The 16,483-nt window shown below is 38.5% G+C and carries 17 protein-coding genes, 1 pseudogene and 1 other annotated feature; of the genes and pseudogenes, 12 read left to right on the top strand and 6 right to left on the bottom strand.

The window, feature by feature from the left end:
- Positions 1-5: 5 nt before the first annotated feature.
- From ABH902_RS05495 to ABH902_RS05480, 4 genes are all read right to left on the bottom strand, one after another.
- Entirely contained in the window at positions 6-1,364 is a 1,359-nt protein-coding gene (locus tag ABH902_RS05495) for a tripartite tricarboxylate transporter permease (protein ID WP_404589545.1), read from the bottom strand.
- Positions 1,364-1,591, bottom strand: a complete 228-nt coding sequence (locus ABH902_RS05490) for a hypothetical protein (RefSeq protein ID WP_404589544.1) — start codon at positions 1,589-1,591, stop codon at positions 1,364-1,366. The genes ABH902_RS05495 and ABH902_RS05490 overlap by 1 nt, the downstream gene beginning before the upstream one ends.
- A 284-nt stretch (positions 1,592-1,875) precedes the next feature.
- Positions 1,876-2,508 (bottom strand): pentapeptide repeat-containing protein, encoded by a 633-nt coding sequence (locus tag ABH902_RS05485; RefSeq protein ID WP_404589543.1) that lies wholly within the window; start codon positions 2,506-2,508, stop codon positions 1,876-1,878.
- A gap of 38 nt (positions 2,509-2,546) precedes the next feature.
- Entirely contained in the window at positions 2,547-3,611 is a 1,065-nt protein-coding gene (locus ABH902_RS05480; protein WP_404589542.1) for an FUSC family protein, read from the bottom strand.
- 332 nt (positions 3,612-3,943) lie between these two features.
- Here ABH902_RS05480 and ABH902_RS05475 point away from each other — a divergent pair, with 332 nt between their 5' ends.
- A complete protein-coding gene (locus tag ABH902_RS05475) occupies positions 3,944-5,617 on the top strand; it encodes a peptide ABC transporter substrate-binding protein (protein ID WP_404589541.1) in 1,674 nt (557 codons plus the stop codon).
- Between the two features lie 288 nt (positions 5,618-5,905).
- On the opposite strand, the gene ABH902_RS05470 is transcribed toward ABH902_RS05475, so the two are convergent.
- Positions 5,906-6,253, bottom strand: coding sequence for a DUF3899 domain-containing protein (locus ABH902_RS05470; protein WP_404589540.1), 348 nt, complete (start codon positions 6,251-6,253; stop codon positions 5,906-5,908).
- Between the two features lie 83 nt (positions 6,254-6,336).
- On the opposite strand from ABH902_RS05470, the gene opp1B reads away from it, so the two are divergent.
- The 10 genes from opp1B to rplT all read left to right on the top strand — a co-directional run bounded on the left by opp1B (position 6,337) and on the right by rplT (position 15,714).
- Positions 6,337-7,278: an oligopeptide ABC transporter permease Opp1B gene (opp1B, locus tag ABH902_RS05465; RefSeq protein ID WP_404589539.1), complete on the top strand. Its 942-nt coding sequence runs from the start codon at positions 6,337-6,339 to the stop codon at positions 7,276-7,278.
- Positions 7,278-8,330 carry an oligopeptide ABC transporter permease gene (opp3C, locus tag ABH902_RS05460; RefSeq protein ID WP_404589538.1) on the top strand — a complete coding sequence of 351 codons (1,053 nt, stop codon included), beginning with the start codon at positions 7,278-7,280 and terminating at the stop codon, positions 8,328-8,330. The genes opp1B and opp3C overlap by 1 nt, the downstream gene beginning before the upstream one ends.
- A 5-nt stretch (positions 8,331-8,335) precedes the next feature.
- On the top strand, positions 8,336-9,403 hold the full coding sequence (opp1D, locus tag ABH902_RS05455) for an oligopeptide ABC transporter ATP-binding protein Opp1D (RefSeq protein WP_404589537.1): 1,068 nt from the start codon (positions 8,336-8,338) through the stop codon (positions 9,401-9,403).
- Positions 9,400-10,353, top strand: a complete 954-nt coding sequence (locus ABH902_RS05450) for an ABC transporter ATP-binding protein (protein ID WP_404589536.1) — start codon at positions 9,400-9,402, stop codon at positions 10,351-10,353. Before opp1D ends, ABH902_RS05450 begins: the two co-directional genes overlap by 4 nt.
- A 628-nt stretch (positions 10,354-10,981) precedes the next feature.
- Entirely contained in the window at positions 10,982-12,106 is a 1,125-nt protein-coding gene (locus ABH902_RS05445) for an RNA-guided endonuclease TnpB family protein (protein WP_404589535.1), read from the top strand.
- A 265-nt stretch (positions 12,107-12,371) separates the two neighbouring features.
- Positions 12,372-13,181: a Cof-type HAD-IIB family hydrolase gene (locus ABH902_RS05440; RefSeq protein ID WP_404589534.1), complete on the top strand. Its 810-nt coding sequence runs from the start codon at positions 12,372-12,374 to the stop codon at positions 13,179-13,181.
- The gene (locus ABH902_RS05435; protein WP_404589533.1) at positions 13,171-13,968 is read left to right on the top strand and encodes a Cof-type HAD-IIB family hydrolase; all 798 of its coding nucleotides are present in this window, start codon (positions 13,171-13,173) and stop codon (positions 13,966-13,968) included. Before ABH902_RS05440 ends, ABH902_RS05435 begins: the two co-directional genes overlap by 11 nt.
- 123 nt (positions 13,969-14,091) lie before the next feature.
- Positions 14,092-14,219 (top strand) — a sequence feature (ribosomal protein L20 leader region).
- A 68-nt stretch (positions 14,220-14,287) separates the two neighbouring features.
- Positions 14,288-14,809: a translation initiation factor IF-3 gene (gene infC / locus ABH902_RS05430; protein WP_154774318.1), complete on the top strand. Its 522-nt coding sequence runs from the start codon at positions 14,288-14,290 to the stop codon at positions 14,807-14,809.
- A gap of 110 nt (positions 14,810-14,919) precedes the next feature.
- Positions 14,920-15,120 carry a 50S ribosomal protein L35 gene (rpmI, locus tag ABH902_RS05425; protein WP_154774319.1) on the top strand — a complete coding sequence of 67 codons (201 nt, stop codon included), beginning with the start codon at positions 14,920-14,922 and terminating at the stop codon, positions 15,118-15,120.
- Positions 15,121-15,354: 234 nt separating this feature from the next.
- Positions 15,355-15,714, top strand: a complete 360-nt coding sequence (gene rplT, locus ABH902_RS05420; RefSeq protein ID WP_404589532.1) for a 50S ribosomal protein L20 — start codon at positions 15,355-15,357, stop codon at positions 15,712-15,714.
- Positions 15,715-15,746: 32 nt separating this feature from the next.
- Here the strand turns inward: rplT and ABH902_RS05415 are convergent.
- A pseudogene (locus ABH902_RS05415) lies at positions 15,747-15,950 on the bottom strand (integrase); the annotation flags it as partial.
- Positions 15,951-15,973: 23 nt separating this feature from the next.
- Here ABH902_RS05415 and ABH902_RS05410 point away from each other — a divergent pair.
- Complete coding sequence (locus ABH902_RS05410; protein WP_404589531.1) at positions 15,974-16,357, top strand: hypothetical protein; 384 nt, start codon at positions 15,974-15,976, stop codon at positions 16,355-16,357.
- The last annotated feature ends 126 nt before the right edge of the window (positions 16,358-16,483 follow it).

Raw genomic sequence — 16,483 nt, 5'->3', positions numbered from 1 at the left:
TCCTTTTATTTAAATATCAAATGTGTTGTAATCCAAGGTGCTGCATATAAAATCATAAATTGCACGCCATAATTGACGCCCATCTTATTAAGAGTACCACAAACGATACCGACCAGCAAAACGCCAAACACATTGACTAAGCCGGCATCCATATAAGCTAACAATAAAATAAAGCCGATAAACAAGCCTAAAATGGCTTCATGAGGAATTTTCTTTAAAACAAAAGCAGTCATTTGTCGCGCATATTTCATCGCAATAAAATACGTAATAATAGACGCAATAACCGCAGCGAATAAAATACCAAAAACAAATTCGCCTCTGCTTAAAAGATGATGCAGATTATGCTTAAGGGTGAATACCGGTGGCGCATTAAACAATGCATTAGCCGGACCCACTGCAACAGGCGACAAGGGAATGCCCAATGCAATCAACGGAATAATCACACCGGAAAGATATGTCGCATGTGATAACGCGCTCATGGAAGTAATCGCCATGCCGGCTTTTTTTACCGGATCTTTTTCACGATTGGACACAGCTTCACCAAATAAAATCGTTAAACCTACTGGACTTAAAAAGAATAAAAAGTTAGAGAACAAAGAAACAATCGCACTAACGCCTGCTTCCTTCTTACTAATCGTTTGAAACGGATGAAGCAGTGCGCCTTTTTCATTCAGCTTACCTAAAGTAATTTCCTTAATCTCATGACGCGGCATGGCATCTCGCGCTTGTTTGTTTAATAAGCCTAATAAGGAAACCAATAATGGACCGATGGTAATCCCTAAAAAGAAGGAAACTGTGACCGTTTTTTCTTGTGGAACAACACCAATGCCCCAATATAAATAACGAAGCCCTTGAAATAAAAGCCCCAAAGGAATAATACTAATTAAAGCTAATAACTTATTTTTACCAATCAAAGAGAGGAAAATAGCGCCAAAAACGAACAGCAGCGGCGCATATTGATTAACCGAGTCAGAGAATGGCGCCAAAATATTGGCTAAAAGAATGCTGATTGGCACAGCGACAAGCGTACCAATAATAGAACCCGTCGCCATTTTTTTTATACTATACGCAGCCAACCCGCGATCTTTTAAATACAATGCATGCTCAATCATCGGCGTTGACATCACACCACCGGGCAGTCCAACCAGTGCGGTAGGAATAGCATTCATTAAATTCAACGTAATAACGGCTGCAATGAAAAATGTTAAGACCACAATCGGCTTAACACCAGCTAAAACAACAGCCAAAGTAACCGGCATTAAGACGGATGTTTCATCTGTTCCCGGAATAAAACCAATAAACGTATATAAAACAATAGCCCCTAAGACGGCTAATAGCATTTGCACTAATAATCCAGTATCCATTAATCCTGCTCCTTTTCAACCACGATTCGTTTAGGCTTAATGATGATCGTACTAATAATGAACCCAAGCACTGCTCCGCCTAAACCAAAAAATAATTGCTTTGTTGTATCTGCAGCTGGCGCTAAAAAGAAACCGCCCATCGTTGTGACGCTGCAAATAACGATTGCCAGGATCATATCTTTTAAAGCAACAAGATCTCCCCACAATTCAATCAAATCTTTCTTCACCGAACTATTCCTCCTTATATAATCAAATGCTCCCGACAAGGCAGGGCATTAAATCAAAAAATGTAATTGAGAATCATTCTCAACTTTTCCTATTTTACCAAAAAAGCGTATGAAGTAAAATTTTTCACGTCTTCTAAAGGAAAAAATAAAAATAACAATTTTTATTCTATTAGATCCTCCGATCTATTTTACATCGTGTCCGTTTATTTTGGAATAATAAGGCTTCACTACTTAAAAAACAGGATAGCTTAAGAGTCACCAATCCTCCTAAACTATCCCGTTAATCATTCAATAATTAGCCCCAAGCCTGCGGCAATTATTACCGCCTGCTCAGCAGTCACTTTTAACCCGTTTAGCCATTCCTGCGATAAACCGATCTTATCAAACCTGTTCGTTCGCAAATCAAAGTCCTTCAACTTTGTATGGAACCAATTGCTGCCGGTCAATGCGCATTCAGACAGCTGAAATTTATTCCATTTCACATCCACAAACTCAGTATCGTTTAAACTTGTTTGTTTGAAGTGAACCATTTTCAGATTGGTGTTGCTAAAAGAACTATAATCAGCTAAACAATCCTCAAACAAGCAGTCACGCAAATAGCTTTCAGCAAAATTAGTACCGGTTAATTTACATTGTTGAAAATGCACCTGCTGAAAACTAGCGCCGAACCATTCCGTATTGGAAAAATCACAATTTTTAAACCGAACATTGCTGCATTCGAAACGCTCCAAATGATTGCGGTTCATCACAAGTTTTTCAAATTGGCTTTCTCTAAAAACTAAATTACGAAAATCCTGATAACTTAACTCCTGCTCCTGTAACGAAATGCCCTCAATAACCAGCTCATCATCTAATGAAAGAAAATCAGTCGTAGTCAGAGATGGCAGAATCGGGGCAATCGGCTGCAGTTGCTTCATGAACATCGCTCCTTTTTTTATCTATGCTTCATCATACCTTATTCTGTTTCTTTGTCCAAATTCTCATGTAGTTGATAAGCACGATTATAGAATTTTAAGCCGGTAGTAAGAACGTAAGCGCCCAATAATCCCAGCAGACTGCCTAATACGATGCCGGCCAATCGATAATTTAGCAAGCTCACTAAATATTGATGGCGAGCTAGATTTGCAAGCAATAAGGACATCGGCGTTGTAAAAAAATTGGCAATGGCATAGTTTCTTTTAATGAAAAATTCGACTGTAACAAAGAAAAAGCAGATTAAGAAGATCGTTTGCAAAGAAGTAAACGAAATACTCAAGAGGAACGCCGCAATCATCAAGCCAACCATTGTACCGAAAATCCGTTGAATGTTGCGATGCATAATAGCTCGTAAATTGTCACCCTGCAAAACAGCCGCACACGAAACGACCATCCAGTAGGCGTTGGTTAAATGTAAGGATTGACTAATATAGGCGGCTAAAAATAAAATTGCCGCATAATGTAGACCATCTAAAAGAGCAGCCGGATCTGTATATAGTCGCTCCTGCAATGAAATCTTTTTTTGATTAGGAAATGTTTCAGGTACTTTTTGGATAAAATGCAGCACGATGGCTACAATTATAGCTGTAACAATCCCGAGTGCCATATAGCTCATCATTACTGGGACCTTCGCTAAAGGAATTGCAGTTCCCGTACCCATAGCTGTCACCATGACCACAAAAAAAGCCCCTGGCTTGGCAATATCGTAAAGTCTAAAAATAATTCTGGCGATCAATGCCATCAAAGAAACAGCAAAAGGAATTAGCCAAGCAGCACTTGTACTGAGCATACCAACCAGATTACCGAACAATAAAAAAGCACCGACAGAAAGCAGTCGAGTTAGTAGTTTTTTAAGCGGGAGCGGCTGATAATATAAAAAAGTAAAAATGCCGAGAGAACCAAAACTGCCAATCGTTAAATTATTTAAAAAATACCCGATAAATAATGGAACAGCCATACAAATTCCGGCACATAGAAGCTGATAGGGTGCTTTTTGCGGTTTATGTATGACGATTAATTCTTTGAAAAAGGATGAACGAGGCATCCAATCACTCCTTTATATAATATGTATAGTAAAAAGACAAAAAAGAATACGGGCAAAACACGCATACGCAGTTTCTTCCGTTTCGTCTATCAACTATTTCCTTCTATACTAATCTAACACACTTTTTTATAGGAAGACAAATGCTTTTCGGCTATATTCTAAGAAACTTCTTCTAATGAGCGTATAATTTAATGATGGAAGTATTAAGAAAAAATAAGATTATTCTTGATTTTTTCATTTAAAGATTGTAAACTATACCACAGACGCAATAAATAATTATTAAATTCTGATTTTTCAGAAAATACTGAGGGTCATTTAGGGAGGAAAAAAGAATGAAGTTAAAGAAGTCATTTGCTTTTGGGTTCATCACTTTGTTTAGTTTAACATTAGCCGCGTGCGGCAACGGCGGAAGTACTGCTGATTCAGACAGCTCTAAAGCAGCAGATGGAAAGCCAAGCGGAGAACAAATTTTCCGTGTAAACGAATTACAGGAAATGCCAAGTGCTGATTTGTCCTTAGCGACAGATACAATCAGTTTCACAGCTTTAAACAATGTTTATGAAGGAATTTATCGTTTAAACTTAGATAATAAGCCAGAACCTGCCGGCGCTGCCGAAAAAGCAGAAGTCAGCTCAGATGGTATTACGTATAAAGTTAAATTAAACGAAAAATCTAAATGGTCAGACGGCAAACCTGTAAAAGCAGAAGACTACGTTTATGGCTGGCAACGGACGGTTGACCCGGCAACGGCTTCAGAATATGCTTACCTATATGAATCTGTTAAAAACGCTGCAGATATTACAGCAGGCAAAAAAGACAAATCAGAACTAGGAATCAAAGCTGTCGGTGATTATGAATTAGAAATCACTTTAGAAAAAGCAACGCCATACTTTGATTACCTATTAGCTTTCCCATCATTCTTCCCGCAAAGAAAAGATATCGTGGAAAAATATGGCAAAGAATACTCTACATCAAGCGACAAATCAGTCTATAACGGTCCATTCGTTTTAGACGGCTTTGACGGACCGGGTACAGATACCAAATGGTCTTACAAGAAAAACAAAGATTACTGGGATGCAGATACTGTAAAACTTGATGAAGTCCAAGTAAACGTTGTAAAAGAAGCACCAACTTCTTACAACCTGTTTCAAGACGGTCAAGCGGATGACGTTCAGTTAACTGGTGAACTAGCACAGCAAGCAGCCAATGACCCACAGCTTGTTATTCAAAAAGAAGCATCAACTCAATATATTGAATTAAATCAAATGGATGAAAATTCTCCATATAGAAATGCAAATCTAAGAAAAGCGATTTCTTATTCAATCGATCGTAAATCTTTAGTAGAAAATATTTTAGGTGATGGCTCTGTTGAACCGAAAGGCTTAGTACCGGCAGATATGTCTAAAGATCCTTCTGGTAAAGAAGATTTCACCGAAGCTGCGGGCGACAAGATCGTTTACGATAAAGAAAAAGCTAAAGAATATTGGGAAAAAGCGAAGAAGGAATTGAATATCAAATCATTAGATATCGATATCTTGTCTTCTGATGCGGATTCTTCTAAGAAAACTGTAGAATATATCCAAAGCGCGATTCAAGATACCTTGGATGGAACAAAAGTAACTGTTAGTCCGGTACCTTTCTCTGTTCGTTTGGATCGTTCAAATAAAGGTGACTTTAATCTAGTTATCGGTGGTTGGGGTGCTGACTATGTAGACCCAAGTAGCTTCTTGGATTTATTCCAAACAGGCGTTTCTTATAACCGTGGCCGTTACAGCAATGCTGAATATGACAAATTAGTCAAAGCAGCTGCAACAACGAATGCCAATGACCCAGAAAAACGTTGGGAAAATATGGTTGATGCAGAAAAAGTCATCATGGGCGATATGGGTGTCATTCCAATTTACCAAAAAGCAGAAGCGCACTTACGTGCTGAAAAAGTCAAAGACGTTGGCTTCCACCCAGCTGGCGCGCAATATGATTATAAATGGACTTACATTTCAGAGTAAAAGGAATGAAAGTTTGGTGTTAAACAACTAAAAAATGAGTAGAAGAATCAATCTTCTACTCATGAAATAAAAGAGATTCACGAAAATTGACAAGAAAAACTGATGACCGTAAGCAGCGATTCTATTGCCTGGGCGAATCCTTTTCGCCTAAGCAGTACCGCTTACTCAGTTCTCTTTTCCTTTTCGTGAATCTCCAGTTGTTTATTTTGGGTAAGGCGTTTTCTTAGTTTCTAAGCAAAAGATGAGAAATTCTCAGAAATTTGTTAGCCTCACTCTTGCTATCTTGGCTTATAAAAAGTAAAATAATAAAGAAACAAAAGAGACAATCAGTAAAATACCCCCAGTTTCAAGCCAGTAAAGCTGATGCGCTTTACCGATTTCTGAAAAAGGGACGAATTCTTTCGGTTCATTCTTCTTTCTAAAGCGAAAATAATTTTTCATAAAACGTTGGAAATTATCAAAAAATCCTGAGGACATAATCCACATGGCGATACCAATAATCAGAAAGAATAAAGAAACAATAAAGAAGGTATCAGACAAAGAACGGATAGTTAGTGATTGCTTGGATAATAGGTAGATGAAAATACCAATACTTGCGGCCGCAGATGTTAGTAAAGGCCATTTTATTTTTTTCATGTGCTCATCCTTATCTAAAATTTTCTATCCTTACTTTATCGAAAATAACTGATGAAGTCAAAATAATCTCGGAGGTGTCATTCTTGAACAGTTTTGGAAAATATTTTCTTAAACGAGTCTTCTTTATGATCATCACATTGTGGCTGATCGCTACGATTACGTTTTTCTTAATGCAATTATTACCAGGTACTCCTTATACCAACCAAGAAAAACTTAGTCCGGAAACAATCGCTATGTTGAATAAACAATCTGGTTTAGATAAACCTGTGATTGTTCAATATGGTATCTATTTAAAAAATCTGCTGGTCGGCGATTTCGGAATTTCATTCCAATTTAAAAATCAGCCAGTTGCAAAACTTTTGGCCGGTCGTATTGGGCCATCCGTTCAACTCGGCGGACAAGCCATTATCTTTGGTACGCTGGTAGGAATTTTACTCGGTATTATCGCTGCAATGCGTCAAAATACTTGGGTAGATACACTGGCAACTTTAATGGCGATCTTAGGGCGTTCCATTCCTAACTTTGTCTTTGCCGTATTGTTACAATATGTTTTCGCTATGAAGCTAAAAGTCTTACCGATTGCGATGTGGAACGGTTTTGCTTATACGATTTTACCGACTATCGCTCTGGCAATGAGTCCGATGGCCGATTCCGCCAGGTTTATTCGAACGGAAATGGTCGAGGTTTTACATAGTGATTATGTAGAATTAGCTCGTGCAAAAGGATTGAGCCGCTGGCAAGTTGCGTTTAGACACGGACTTAGAAACAGCTTGATTCCATTGATTACCTTATTAGGTCCTTTAGCAGTCGGCCTAATGACAGGTTCACTCGTTGTTGAAAATATTTTTGCGATCCCTGGTATCGGGGAACAGTTTGTAAAGTCTATTATGACTAATGATTACCCAACCATTATGGCAGTAACCATTCTTTATTCCGCTTTATTGGTTTTTGTTATTTTGATTGTTGACTTACTTTATGGATTAATTGATCCAAGAATTCGTGTTTCAGGAGGTGCCAGAGGTTAATGGAAAGCGTTAATTTAACGAATGTACCAGACAAAATTAAAGAAATTCCAGCAGGTGAATTTCAGCCTTTGGATACGTCAACCACAAAGGAAAGAGAGCGGATTGCCACACCATCTTTGAGTTTCTTGCAAGATTCTTGGCGCCGTTTGAAAAAGAATAAAGCTGCGGTTATCTCTCTAATCTTTTTAGGGATTATCATCTTTATTTCAATTATCACAATCTGGGTTTCACCACATGACCCGACCCAACAAAACGTTGCCTACATTAACTTGCCGCCGCGGATTCCGCTTTTAGACAGTATTAACGGTTTTAACGGAAAAGCGACGGTTGCAGGAAGAGTAGTAGACAAATATGCGCAAGCCAATGTTCCGGACAATGTCAACTTTTATCTTGGAACAGACGGTTTAGGACGTGATGTATTAAGTCGTTTGTTTATGGGAACACGGATCTCGTTACTCATTGCTTTTATCGCCGCTTTACTGGATATTACAATCGGTGTGACTTACGGATTGATTTCAGGATTGCTTGGCGGACGTGTCGATACAGTAATGCAACGTATTTTAGAAGTTCTTTCCGGAATTCCTAACTTGGTTGTCATGATCTTGATGCTGACTGTTTTTGATCCGGGGATTTTATCAATCGTCTTGGCGATGGTTATTACCAACTGGATTTCAATGGCCAGAATCGTGCGGGCACAGACCTTGAAGCTGAAAGATCAGGAATTTGTTTTAGCTGCACAAACCTTAGGCGAATCTCGTTTGAAGATCGCTGTCAAACATATTTTACCGAATATCTCAAGCGTTATTATCGTTCAAATGATGTTCAGTATTCCATCGGCAATTTTCTTCGAAGCGTTTTTAAGTTTCATCGGTTTAGGATTAAGACCGCCAACCGCTTCTCTTGGAACCCTATTAAATGAAGGATACAAAACCTTCCGTTTCCTTCCATATTTAATGTGGATTCCTGCCGTAACTCTGTCAATTGTAATGATTTGTTTCAACTTATTAGCTGACGGACTACGTGATGCCTTCGATCCTAAGATGAAAGAGTAGAGTGAATGACTATGGAAAAAGTATTAGAAGTAAAAGACCTACAGATTTCTTTTGATACGTTTGCTGGAAAAGTGAATGCGATTCGCGGAGTCAGTTTTGAATTGTTCAAAGGCGAAACCTTAGCGATCGTAGGAGAATCTGGTAGTGGTAAATCAGTAACGACTAGAAGTATCATGCGCTTATTGAGTAGTAATGCAAACATTGATAATGGAGAAATCCTGTTCAAAGGTCAAGATATCGTTAAGAAAACTGAAAAACAAATGCAGACGATTCGCGGAAAAGAAATCGCGATGATCTTTCAAGATCCAATGACTTCATTGGACCCGACGATGCCGATCGGTAAACAAGTGGCAGAATCATTAATCAAACATAATAAAGTATCTAAAAAAGAAGGCTTGGCACAGGCGCTTGAGCTGCTGAAATTAGTCGGAATTCCCAATGCTGAAAAACGCTTGAAGAATTATCCGCACCAATTTTCAGGAGGACAACGCCAACGGATCGTTATTGCAATCGCGTTGATTTGTTATCCGGAAGTTCTGATTGCCGATGAGCCAACCACTGCTTTGGACGTAACAATTCAAGCGCAAATTTTAGAATTACTAAAAGATTTACAACAAAAAATCAGTACGTCTATCATTTTCATTACGCATGACCTTGGTGTAGTGGCAAACGTGGCTGACCGTGTAGCGGTTATGTACGGCGGTCGCTTGGTTGAAGTGGGGACTTCAGAAGAAATCTTCTATAACCCGCAACATCCGTATACTTGGGGTTTACTTGGCTCAATGCCGACAATGGAAGGGACGGAAGATAAGCTTTATGCAATTCCTGGTTCACCACCTGATCTGTTGGATCCGCCAAAAGGGGATGCCTTCTATCCACGGAATGAATTTGCAATGAAAATTGATGCAGAGCAAGCGCCGCCTTATTTTGAAGTGTCACCGACACATAAAGCTGCGACTTGGTTATTAGCGCCGCAAGCGCCAAAAGTAACTCCTCCGGCAGAAATTGCCAGACGTTGGGCAATTTACGCTGAGCGCCACAATACAACAGCAACAGGAGGCGTTAACGAATGAGTAAGAAAGTACTTTTAGATGTTAAAGGACTAAAACAATATTTTAACGTTGGTCGTCCTGACGAAGTGAAAGCGGTCGATGATATCAGCTTCCACATTTATGAAGGAGAAACATTCGGTTTAGTTGGAGAATCCGGTAGTGGAAAATCAACAACTGGCCGCAGTGTGATCCGTTTATATGACCCGACAGGCGGAGAAATCATTTTTAATGGTGAAGATATCAGTAAGATCCGTTCAAAATCAGCTATGCAGGAGTTTCGTCGGGAAGTACAGATGATTTTCCAGGATCCTTATGCTTCATTGAATCCAAGAATGAAGGTTAATGATATTATCGCAGAAGGAATTGATATTAACCACTTAGCGAAAACTTCTGCTGAACGCGAAGAAAAGGTCAACGAGCTTTTAAAAGTTGTTGGACTTGACCCAAGTCACGGCACACGTTATCCTCATGAATTTTCAGGCGGTCAGCGTCAACGGATCGGGATTGCCAGAGCATTGGCTGTAAATCCGCGTTTTATCATTTGTGATGAACCGATTTCTGCCTTGGATGTTTCTATCCAAGCGCAGGTGGTCAACTTACTACAGGATTTACAAAAGGATGCCGGTTTAACTTATTTGTTTATCGCTCATGACTTATCTATGGTGAAGCATATTAGTGATCGTATCGGTGTTATGCACAGCGGTCGTCTGTTGGAAATGGGTTCAAGTGATGATGTTTACAATTTCGGCGTTCACCCATATACAGAAAGTCTATTATCCGCTATTCCATTACCGGATCCAGACTATGAACGCACACGTAAACGAATTGTCTACAAACCACAGCCGGAAGACAATAAGGAACGCAAATTAAGAGAAATCACGACAGAACACTATGTTTACTGTTCTGAAGATGAAGTCGAACTATATCGCAAAAAAATTGAAGAGAAAAAAGCTAGAGCGATGAACGCATAATTGCTTGGCGAAAAAGAGCCTAGCTAAGAAAAGAGTCTTTTCTTAGCTAGGATTTTTTCACAACAGAACCTGAAATGAGAACAGAATCGGGAGAAGGAATACTTACTGTTTTTATTTTTGGCACATCGCTTAGCATTCAGAGGCAGCTTCTTGGAAAAAAGATAAAAATGGAACTGCGGCGAAGAGCGCCACAGTCAATTTTTCCTATTTTTCGTCGAAGCCGAACGCCTCTTAATAGCTTTTTATGTAATCCAGCATTCAGAGGCAGCTTCTCGGGAAAAAGATAAAAATGGAGCTGTGGCCAAGAGCGCCACAGTCAATTTTTCCTATTTTTCGTCGAAGCCAAACGCCTCTTAATAGCTTTTTATGTAATCTAGCATTCAGAGGCAGCTTCTCGGAAAAAAGATAAAAATGGAGCTGTGGCGAAGAGCGCCACAGTCAATTTTTCCTATTTTTCGTCGAAGCAAAGCGCCTCTTAATAGCTTTTTATGTAATCCAGCATTCAGAGGCAGCTTCTGGGAAAAAAGATAAAAATGGAGCTGCGTCCAAGAGCGCCACAGTCAATTTTTCCTATTTTTCGTCGAAGCAAAGCGCCTCTTAATAGCTTTTTATGGTAGGGTGGTATGTTATGAAGGTTTTAAAGGCTTATAAGTACAGGCTTTATCCTACTTCTTTACAAGAGGAGTTCATTAAAAAGACTTTTTCTTGTGTCAGGCTTGTGCATAATCTTTTATTGCAGGAGCGGATTCAGTTGTATAGGTATTTAAAAGAAAATCCCAAGGCAAAGGTCAAAATGCCCACGCCTGCGCAATATAAAGAAGAGTACCCTTGCTTGAAGGAAGTAGATAGTTTAGCCTTAGCAAATGCCCAAGTTTATCTGGATCGAGCATTTAAAAAATTTCGCAGTGAAAAAGGAGTCGGCTTTCCAAAGTTAAAACAAAAGAAAGACGCCGTGACTTCCTATACAACCAATAATCAAAATGGTACAATTAAACTTATTGATAACAAATATTTAAAAGTGCCTAAGCTAAAATCTTTAATTAGAACAAAAGTGCATCGTCCGATTCGCGGGAAAATCAAATCCGCTACAATTTCATTAACACCTAGTCAAAAGTATTTCGTTTCGATTTTGTGTGAAGAAGAAGTGTCAGAAGTACAAAAAACACATTCTGCGATTGGCATTACTTTAGGCACTTGTGAATTCGCTGTATTGTCGAACGGTCGACGGATCGATAATGACAAGTATACCAAGGAATTCGAACAGCGGATTACCAGAGAAGAACGAAAGCTTGCAAGGCGTAAAGAAATTGCCAAAGCCAAAGGATTAGATTTAGCACAGCAAAAGAATTACCAAAAGCAAAAAGTTAAAGTCGCTAAAATGCGTGAAAAACTAATGAATCAGCGGATCGATTTTTTAAATAAAATCACTACTGAAATCGTTAGAAATTATGATTTAATTTGTATCGAAGCTATCAATCAAAAAGAGGTCTTCAGAAACAATAAATTGCATCGTGGTATTTCCGATGTCTCTTGGGCCTTATTCGTTTCAAAGCTGGAATACAAAGCAGCCTGGTATAATAAACGCTTAGTGAAGGTATCAGCTTGCGGAGAATGTTCTGAACATTCAGAAAATAATGTGCAAAGTCGTATCTTTACCAAGGACATTAATGAACATCAAGGGGCAAAGGATCCCGAAACAGCAGCAAGCATCCAAATTCTGGTACAGGGGTTGCAAACGATCGTGGCAGATTAAATTGTAAAAAAAGAACTGTAGGGACTACAGGGATAGCCTAGGTTATACAAGATAGATATACCGATAATTCGAGAATTTATCTTTTTCTAGGAAATTTTCAGTTTACTGAAAATAGTTCACTAATTATTAGTTGATGAAAAATGAAAAGTTAAACTTTGTCATAGTTATTCAAGCCTTTTTTGAATAATCGCGGCAAAGTTTTTTTATTGATTATACGAAAATATAGTATAATAGAACTTAAAGAAATCGATAGGGGAGTTAAGACATGAAAAGATGGAAAGCACTGGTGTTTTTTGATTTGGATGGAACCTTGCTGGACACGCAGTCGAAGATTTCCAAAGAAAACCAACAAGCTATTCAGGCATTACGTCAAAATAATATTTTACCGCTGATTGCTAGCGGTCGTTCACCACAGGAAATTAAGCAAATTACTGCAAAAACGTCTATTCATTCTTATGTGAGCTTAAACGGTCAGTATAATGTTGTTGAAAATCAAGTGGTGTCTAAGTATGCTTTTCCAATCAATATCTTGCTTAAACTAATGGACGTTGCGCGTTTATTTAATCATTCCTTTGCTTGTTATTCAGATAAGGAATATGCAGCTTGTTATAGGGATGAAATCATGGAAAAGCTGTATCGTTTAGACAATGCGCCCTTGCCACGACTTTCTACGGATTTTCATTTGAAAAATGAAATCTATATGGGTTATCTGTTTTCAGAAGAGGAAGTGAAGGATGCCTTATATCAAGAAATATTTGCTGATACGCTGACCTTTTATCGAGACAGTCCCTATTCATTAGCGGTTGTTTTGAAAGGGCAATCAAAAAAAGCTGGCATTCAGCAAATCATTCATCATTTAGGACTTGCTCATTTACCAACCTATGCATTTGGCGACGGAAACAATGATTTAGGGATGTTTGAAGCAGTTCGGACTTCGATTGCCATGGGGAACGCGTCTGAAAATGTTAAAAAGTATGCCGATTTCGTTACTAAATCTCATGTGGAAGATGGCATCCGCTTTGGTTTAAATCACTTTAAATTATTGACGAGAAAGGAAGAAAACAATGACTATTAAAATGATTGCAGTAGACATGGACGGCACTTTTTTAAATAGCCGACAAGAGTATGACCGGAAAAAATTTAATGAATTGTACCAAAAAATGAAAGAACAAAACATACGCTTTGTGGTTGCCAGTGGCAATCAATATTATCAGCTTAAATCATTTTTTCCCGAAATAGCACATGAAATTGCCTTTGTAGCCGAAAATGGCGCGTATGTCGTTAATGAAGAAAAGGAATTATTCTGCGGTCAAATCGAACTGAAAACGATCCACGAAATTTTAGCAATTTTGGCAGAATTTAAGGATGGCCACATTATCCTTTGTGGAAAGGACAGTGCGTATGTTTCTGAGCATGAATCCGAGGAATTCGTGTCTTACGGACGTAAATATTATCATCGTTTGAAAAGAGTGCCGGATTTGACTAAGGTGGTTAATGATACGCTGTTCAAATTTGCTTTAACTTTTCCGGAAGAACAAGCGGCATTCGTTTTGGAGAAGCTAACGGAAGCATTGGGGGATAAAATCGTTCCTGTATCAAGCGGGCACGGTGATATTGATTTGATTATTCCGGGGATTCATAAAGCTCATGGACTGGTGAAGCTACAGGAGCAATGGGGGATTTCCAACAATGAACTGGCAGCTTTTGGCGACAGTGGGAATGATATTGAAATGCTGAAGCATGCCGGATACAGTTATGTAATGAGTAACGGACAGCCGCAAGTAAAAGTAGCTGCTAAAGAAATCATTTTATCCAATGATGAAAATGGAGTATTACTAAAAATCGAAGAGCTACTGCGTTAAATAAATGAGGAATAGTTAAGCTGTTTTATCTTGAGTAACAACAAGACAAAGCAGCTTTTTTGAGTAAAGCATAAAAAGTTATTTGACAAATATAGCTAGCTGTTATATACTGTTAAAGTTGAGAAATGAAAGCAGAAGCACCCGCTTCTCGCCTTAGCTGATGCAGTCACTGGGCTAGATATAGATTTTATCCTTGGGATTAAGTCTGAATGTTTGCGGGGTCTATCTATAGAGCCTGTTTTTTTTGCTGTTAAGCAGCGGCTTTTTAGAGAATACAAGAGTTTCAGCCTTTATTTTCTCTTAAAAAACTTGGAGGTGAATGACCATAGCAAAGGATATGATGGTGAACGACGGCATTCGTGCACGCGAGTTACGTTTGATCGGACAAGATGGAGAACAATTAGGTGTTAAAACAAAAGTGGAAGCATTAAAAATTGCTGAAGCTGCTAATCTGGATTTAGTTCTAGTTGCACCTAGTGCGAAACCACCTGTTGCGCGAATTATGGATTATGGAAAATTCCGTTTTGAAACGCAAAAGAAAGAGCGTGAAGCTCGCAAGAAACAAAAAGTGATCAACGTAAAAGAAGTTCGTTTAAGTCCTACAATTGATGTAAATGACTTTAACACAAAGCTTCGTAATGCACGCAAGTTCTTGGAAAAAGGAGACAAAGTGAAAGCTTCGATCCGTTTCAAAGGCCGTGCCATTACCCATAAAGAGATTGGTCAGAAAGTTCTTGATCGCTTGGCGGAAGAAACTGCAGATATCGCTACAGTTGAACAAAAAGCGAAAATGGATGGACGCAGCATGTTCCTAACGCTGGCACCGAAAAACGACAAGTAAGCCAATAGGCTGTTAACTAGTTAACGTAAGATTTTGAGGATGCTAGTTCAACTTATACAGCGAGTTAGTTGAACTGTATACGAAATGAAAATGTAGGAGGAAAATTAGTCATGCCAAAACAAAAAACACACCGCGGATCAGCAAAACGTTTCAAACGTACTGGTAAAGGCGGTTTGAAGAGATTCCGTGCGTTTACAAGTCACCGTTTCCACGGCAAAACCAAAAAACAACGCCGTCAATTGCGTAAAGCAGGAATGGTATCATCAGGCGATTTCAAACGTATTCGCCAACAATTAGCAAGAATGAAATAAGAAGCTGAATGAGCTCGATTAGCATTGACAGAAAAATAGGAAAATATGAGAGTGGTGCTTTTTACCACAAACAGATTTTATCTTTTTTCCGAAAGGCTAGCGCATGAAGCTGGATTAAAAAAAGCTGAATAAGCTTAATTGAAAAAGCTTGCTGAATGTAGTCTATAGCACTTCTTGCAGCAACTAAGTAATGAAAAACTCATTGAGATAAGAGATATTTAGGAGGAATTAACCATGGCACGTGTTAAAGGTGGCGTAGTAAGCCGTAAACGTCGTAAAAAGATCCTGAAGTTAGCGAAAGGCTATTACGGATCAAAACATACTTTATTTAGAACAGCAAAAGAACAAGTAATGAAATCTTATAGTTATGCATACAGAGATCGTCGTCAGAAAAAACGTGATTTCCGTAAATTATGGATTGCTCGTATCAACGCAGCAGCTCGTATGAATGGCTTAAGCTATTCTAAATTAATGCACGGTTTGAAAGTGGCAGAGATTGATATCAACCGCAAAATGTTAGCTGACTTGGCTGTTAACGATGCAGCAGCATTTACAGCATTGGCTGACCAAGCTAAAACAGCGTTAAATAAATAGTTTTAAAAACATTGATATAACAACGTTTATCCCTACTCATTTGAGTGGGGATTTTTTTGACCCAGATTTTGACCCAGAGTTTTCCCCTGCTCAATAAAAGTGGCAAAAATTTCAGCGGTTTCCTCTTCATCTGACTTTGTAACATGAGTATAGACATTCATGGTAGTTTCTATAGTTGAATGCCCTAAACGTGCCTGAACTTGTTTCATTGTAGCGCCACCGGCAAATAATGTAGAAATAGTGAAAGGAATGACTGAACATGGCGAAGATGTTAAATATGAGGGATTTTGATTTTACAGCAATTGGCACAACGTTTGAATTAGATGAAGTAACGCCAAAGTTTGCGACAGAAGAACGAATAAATGAGCTAGGAAAACCAATTCTAGGACAAGATGGAAAACCAAGAAAATTCAATACGGATGAAATCGTTGGATACAAATATTCTGTGACAATAACAGAAGGGAATTACAGGAAGAAAGCCACCCAAGTTACGGTGAACAGTTTGGATAATCCAATTACCAGTCAGGAAATTATGAAACAAGAGAGTGTGAAATGCCAATTTGTAAATTTAGAGCCTTCTATGATTGGCAACCCAATGTACTATAAAGCGGACAAGATTCATTTGATGGATATAAAAAAATAACAATAGGCAGATGATTGTAGAACAGTCATCTGTCATTTCTCTAAATTCAGTTTGCTGCATGATTTTAAAAAAGAAAATATGGACAAAATATTTTAATTAATGATTAAATAATTATGAGAAGCATCC

The sequence above is a fragment of the Enterococcus sp. UD-01 genome, assembly GCF_044909655.1.
Lineage (GTDB): Bacteria > Bacillota > Bacilli > Lactobacillales > Enterococcaceae > Enterococcus_L.
This window is presented reverse-complemented; position numbering and strand designations above follow the sequence as displayed.

Coding starts and splice junctions, on each gene's coding strand:
- infC (WP_154774318.1), top strand. CDS start 14,288: ATGACCATAGCAAAGGATATGATGGTGAACGACGGCATTCGTGCACGC.
- ABH902_RS05445 (WP_404589535.1), top strand. CDS start 10,982: ATGAAGGTTTTAAAGGCTTATAAGTACAGGCTTTATCCTACTTCTTTA.
- ABH902_RS05450 (WP_404589536.1), top strand. CDS start 9,400: ATGAGTAAGAAAGTACTTTTAGATGTTAAAGGACTAAAACAATATTTT.
- ABH902_RS05475 (WP_404589541.1), top strand. CDS start 3,944: ATGAAGTTAAAGAAGTCATTTGCTTTTGGGTTCATCACTTTGTTTAGT.
- ABH902_RS05485 (WP_404589543.1), bottom strand. CDS start 2,508: ATGAAGCAACTGCAGCCGATTGCCCCGATTCTGCCATCTCTGACTACG.
- ABH902_RS05440 (WP_404589534.1), top strand. CDS start 12,372: ATGAAAAGATGGAAAGCACTGGTGTTTTTTGATTTGGATGGAACCTTG.
- opp1D (WP_404589537.1), top strand. CDS start 8,336: ATGACTATGGAAAAAGTATTAGAAGTAAAAGACCTACAGATTTCTTTT.
- opp3C (WP_404589538.1), top strand. CDS start 7,278: ATGGAAAGCGTTAATTTAACGAATGTACCAGACAAAATTAAAGAAATT.
- rpmI (WP_154774319.1), top strand. CDS start 14,920: ATGCCAAAACAAAAAACACACCGCGGATCAGCAAAACGTTTCAAACGT.
- ABH902_RS05470 (WP_404589540.1), bottom strand. CDS start 6,253: ATGAAAAAAATAAAATGGCCTTTACTAACATCTGCGGCCGCAAGTATT.
- rplT (WP_404589532.1), top strand. CDS start 15,355: ATGGCACGTGTTAAAGGTGGCGTAGTAAGCCGTAAACGTCGTAAAAAG.
- ABH902_RS05495 (WP_404589545.1), bottom strand. CDS start 1,364: ATGGATACTGGATTATTAGTGCAAATGCTATTAGCCGTCTTAGGGGCT.
- ABH902_RS05410 (WP_404589531.1), top strand. CDS start 15,974: ATGGCGAAGATGTTAAATATGAGGGATTTTGATTTTACAGCAATTGGC.
- ABH902_RS05480 (WP_404589542.1), bottom strand. CDS start 3,611: ATGCCTCGTTCATCCTTTTTCAAAGAATTAATCGTCATACATAAACCG.
- ABH902_RS05435 (WP_404589533.1), top strand. CDS start 13,171: ATGACTATTAAAATGATTGCAGTAGACATGGACGGCACTTTTTTAAAT.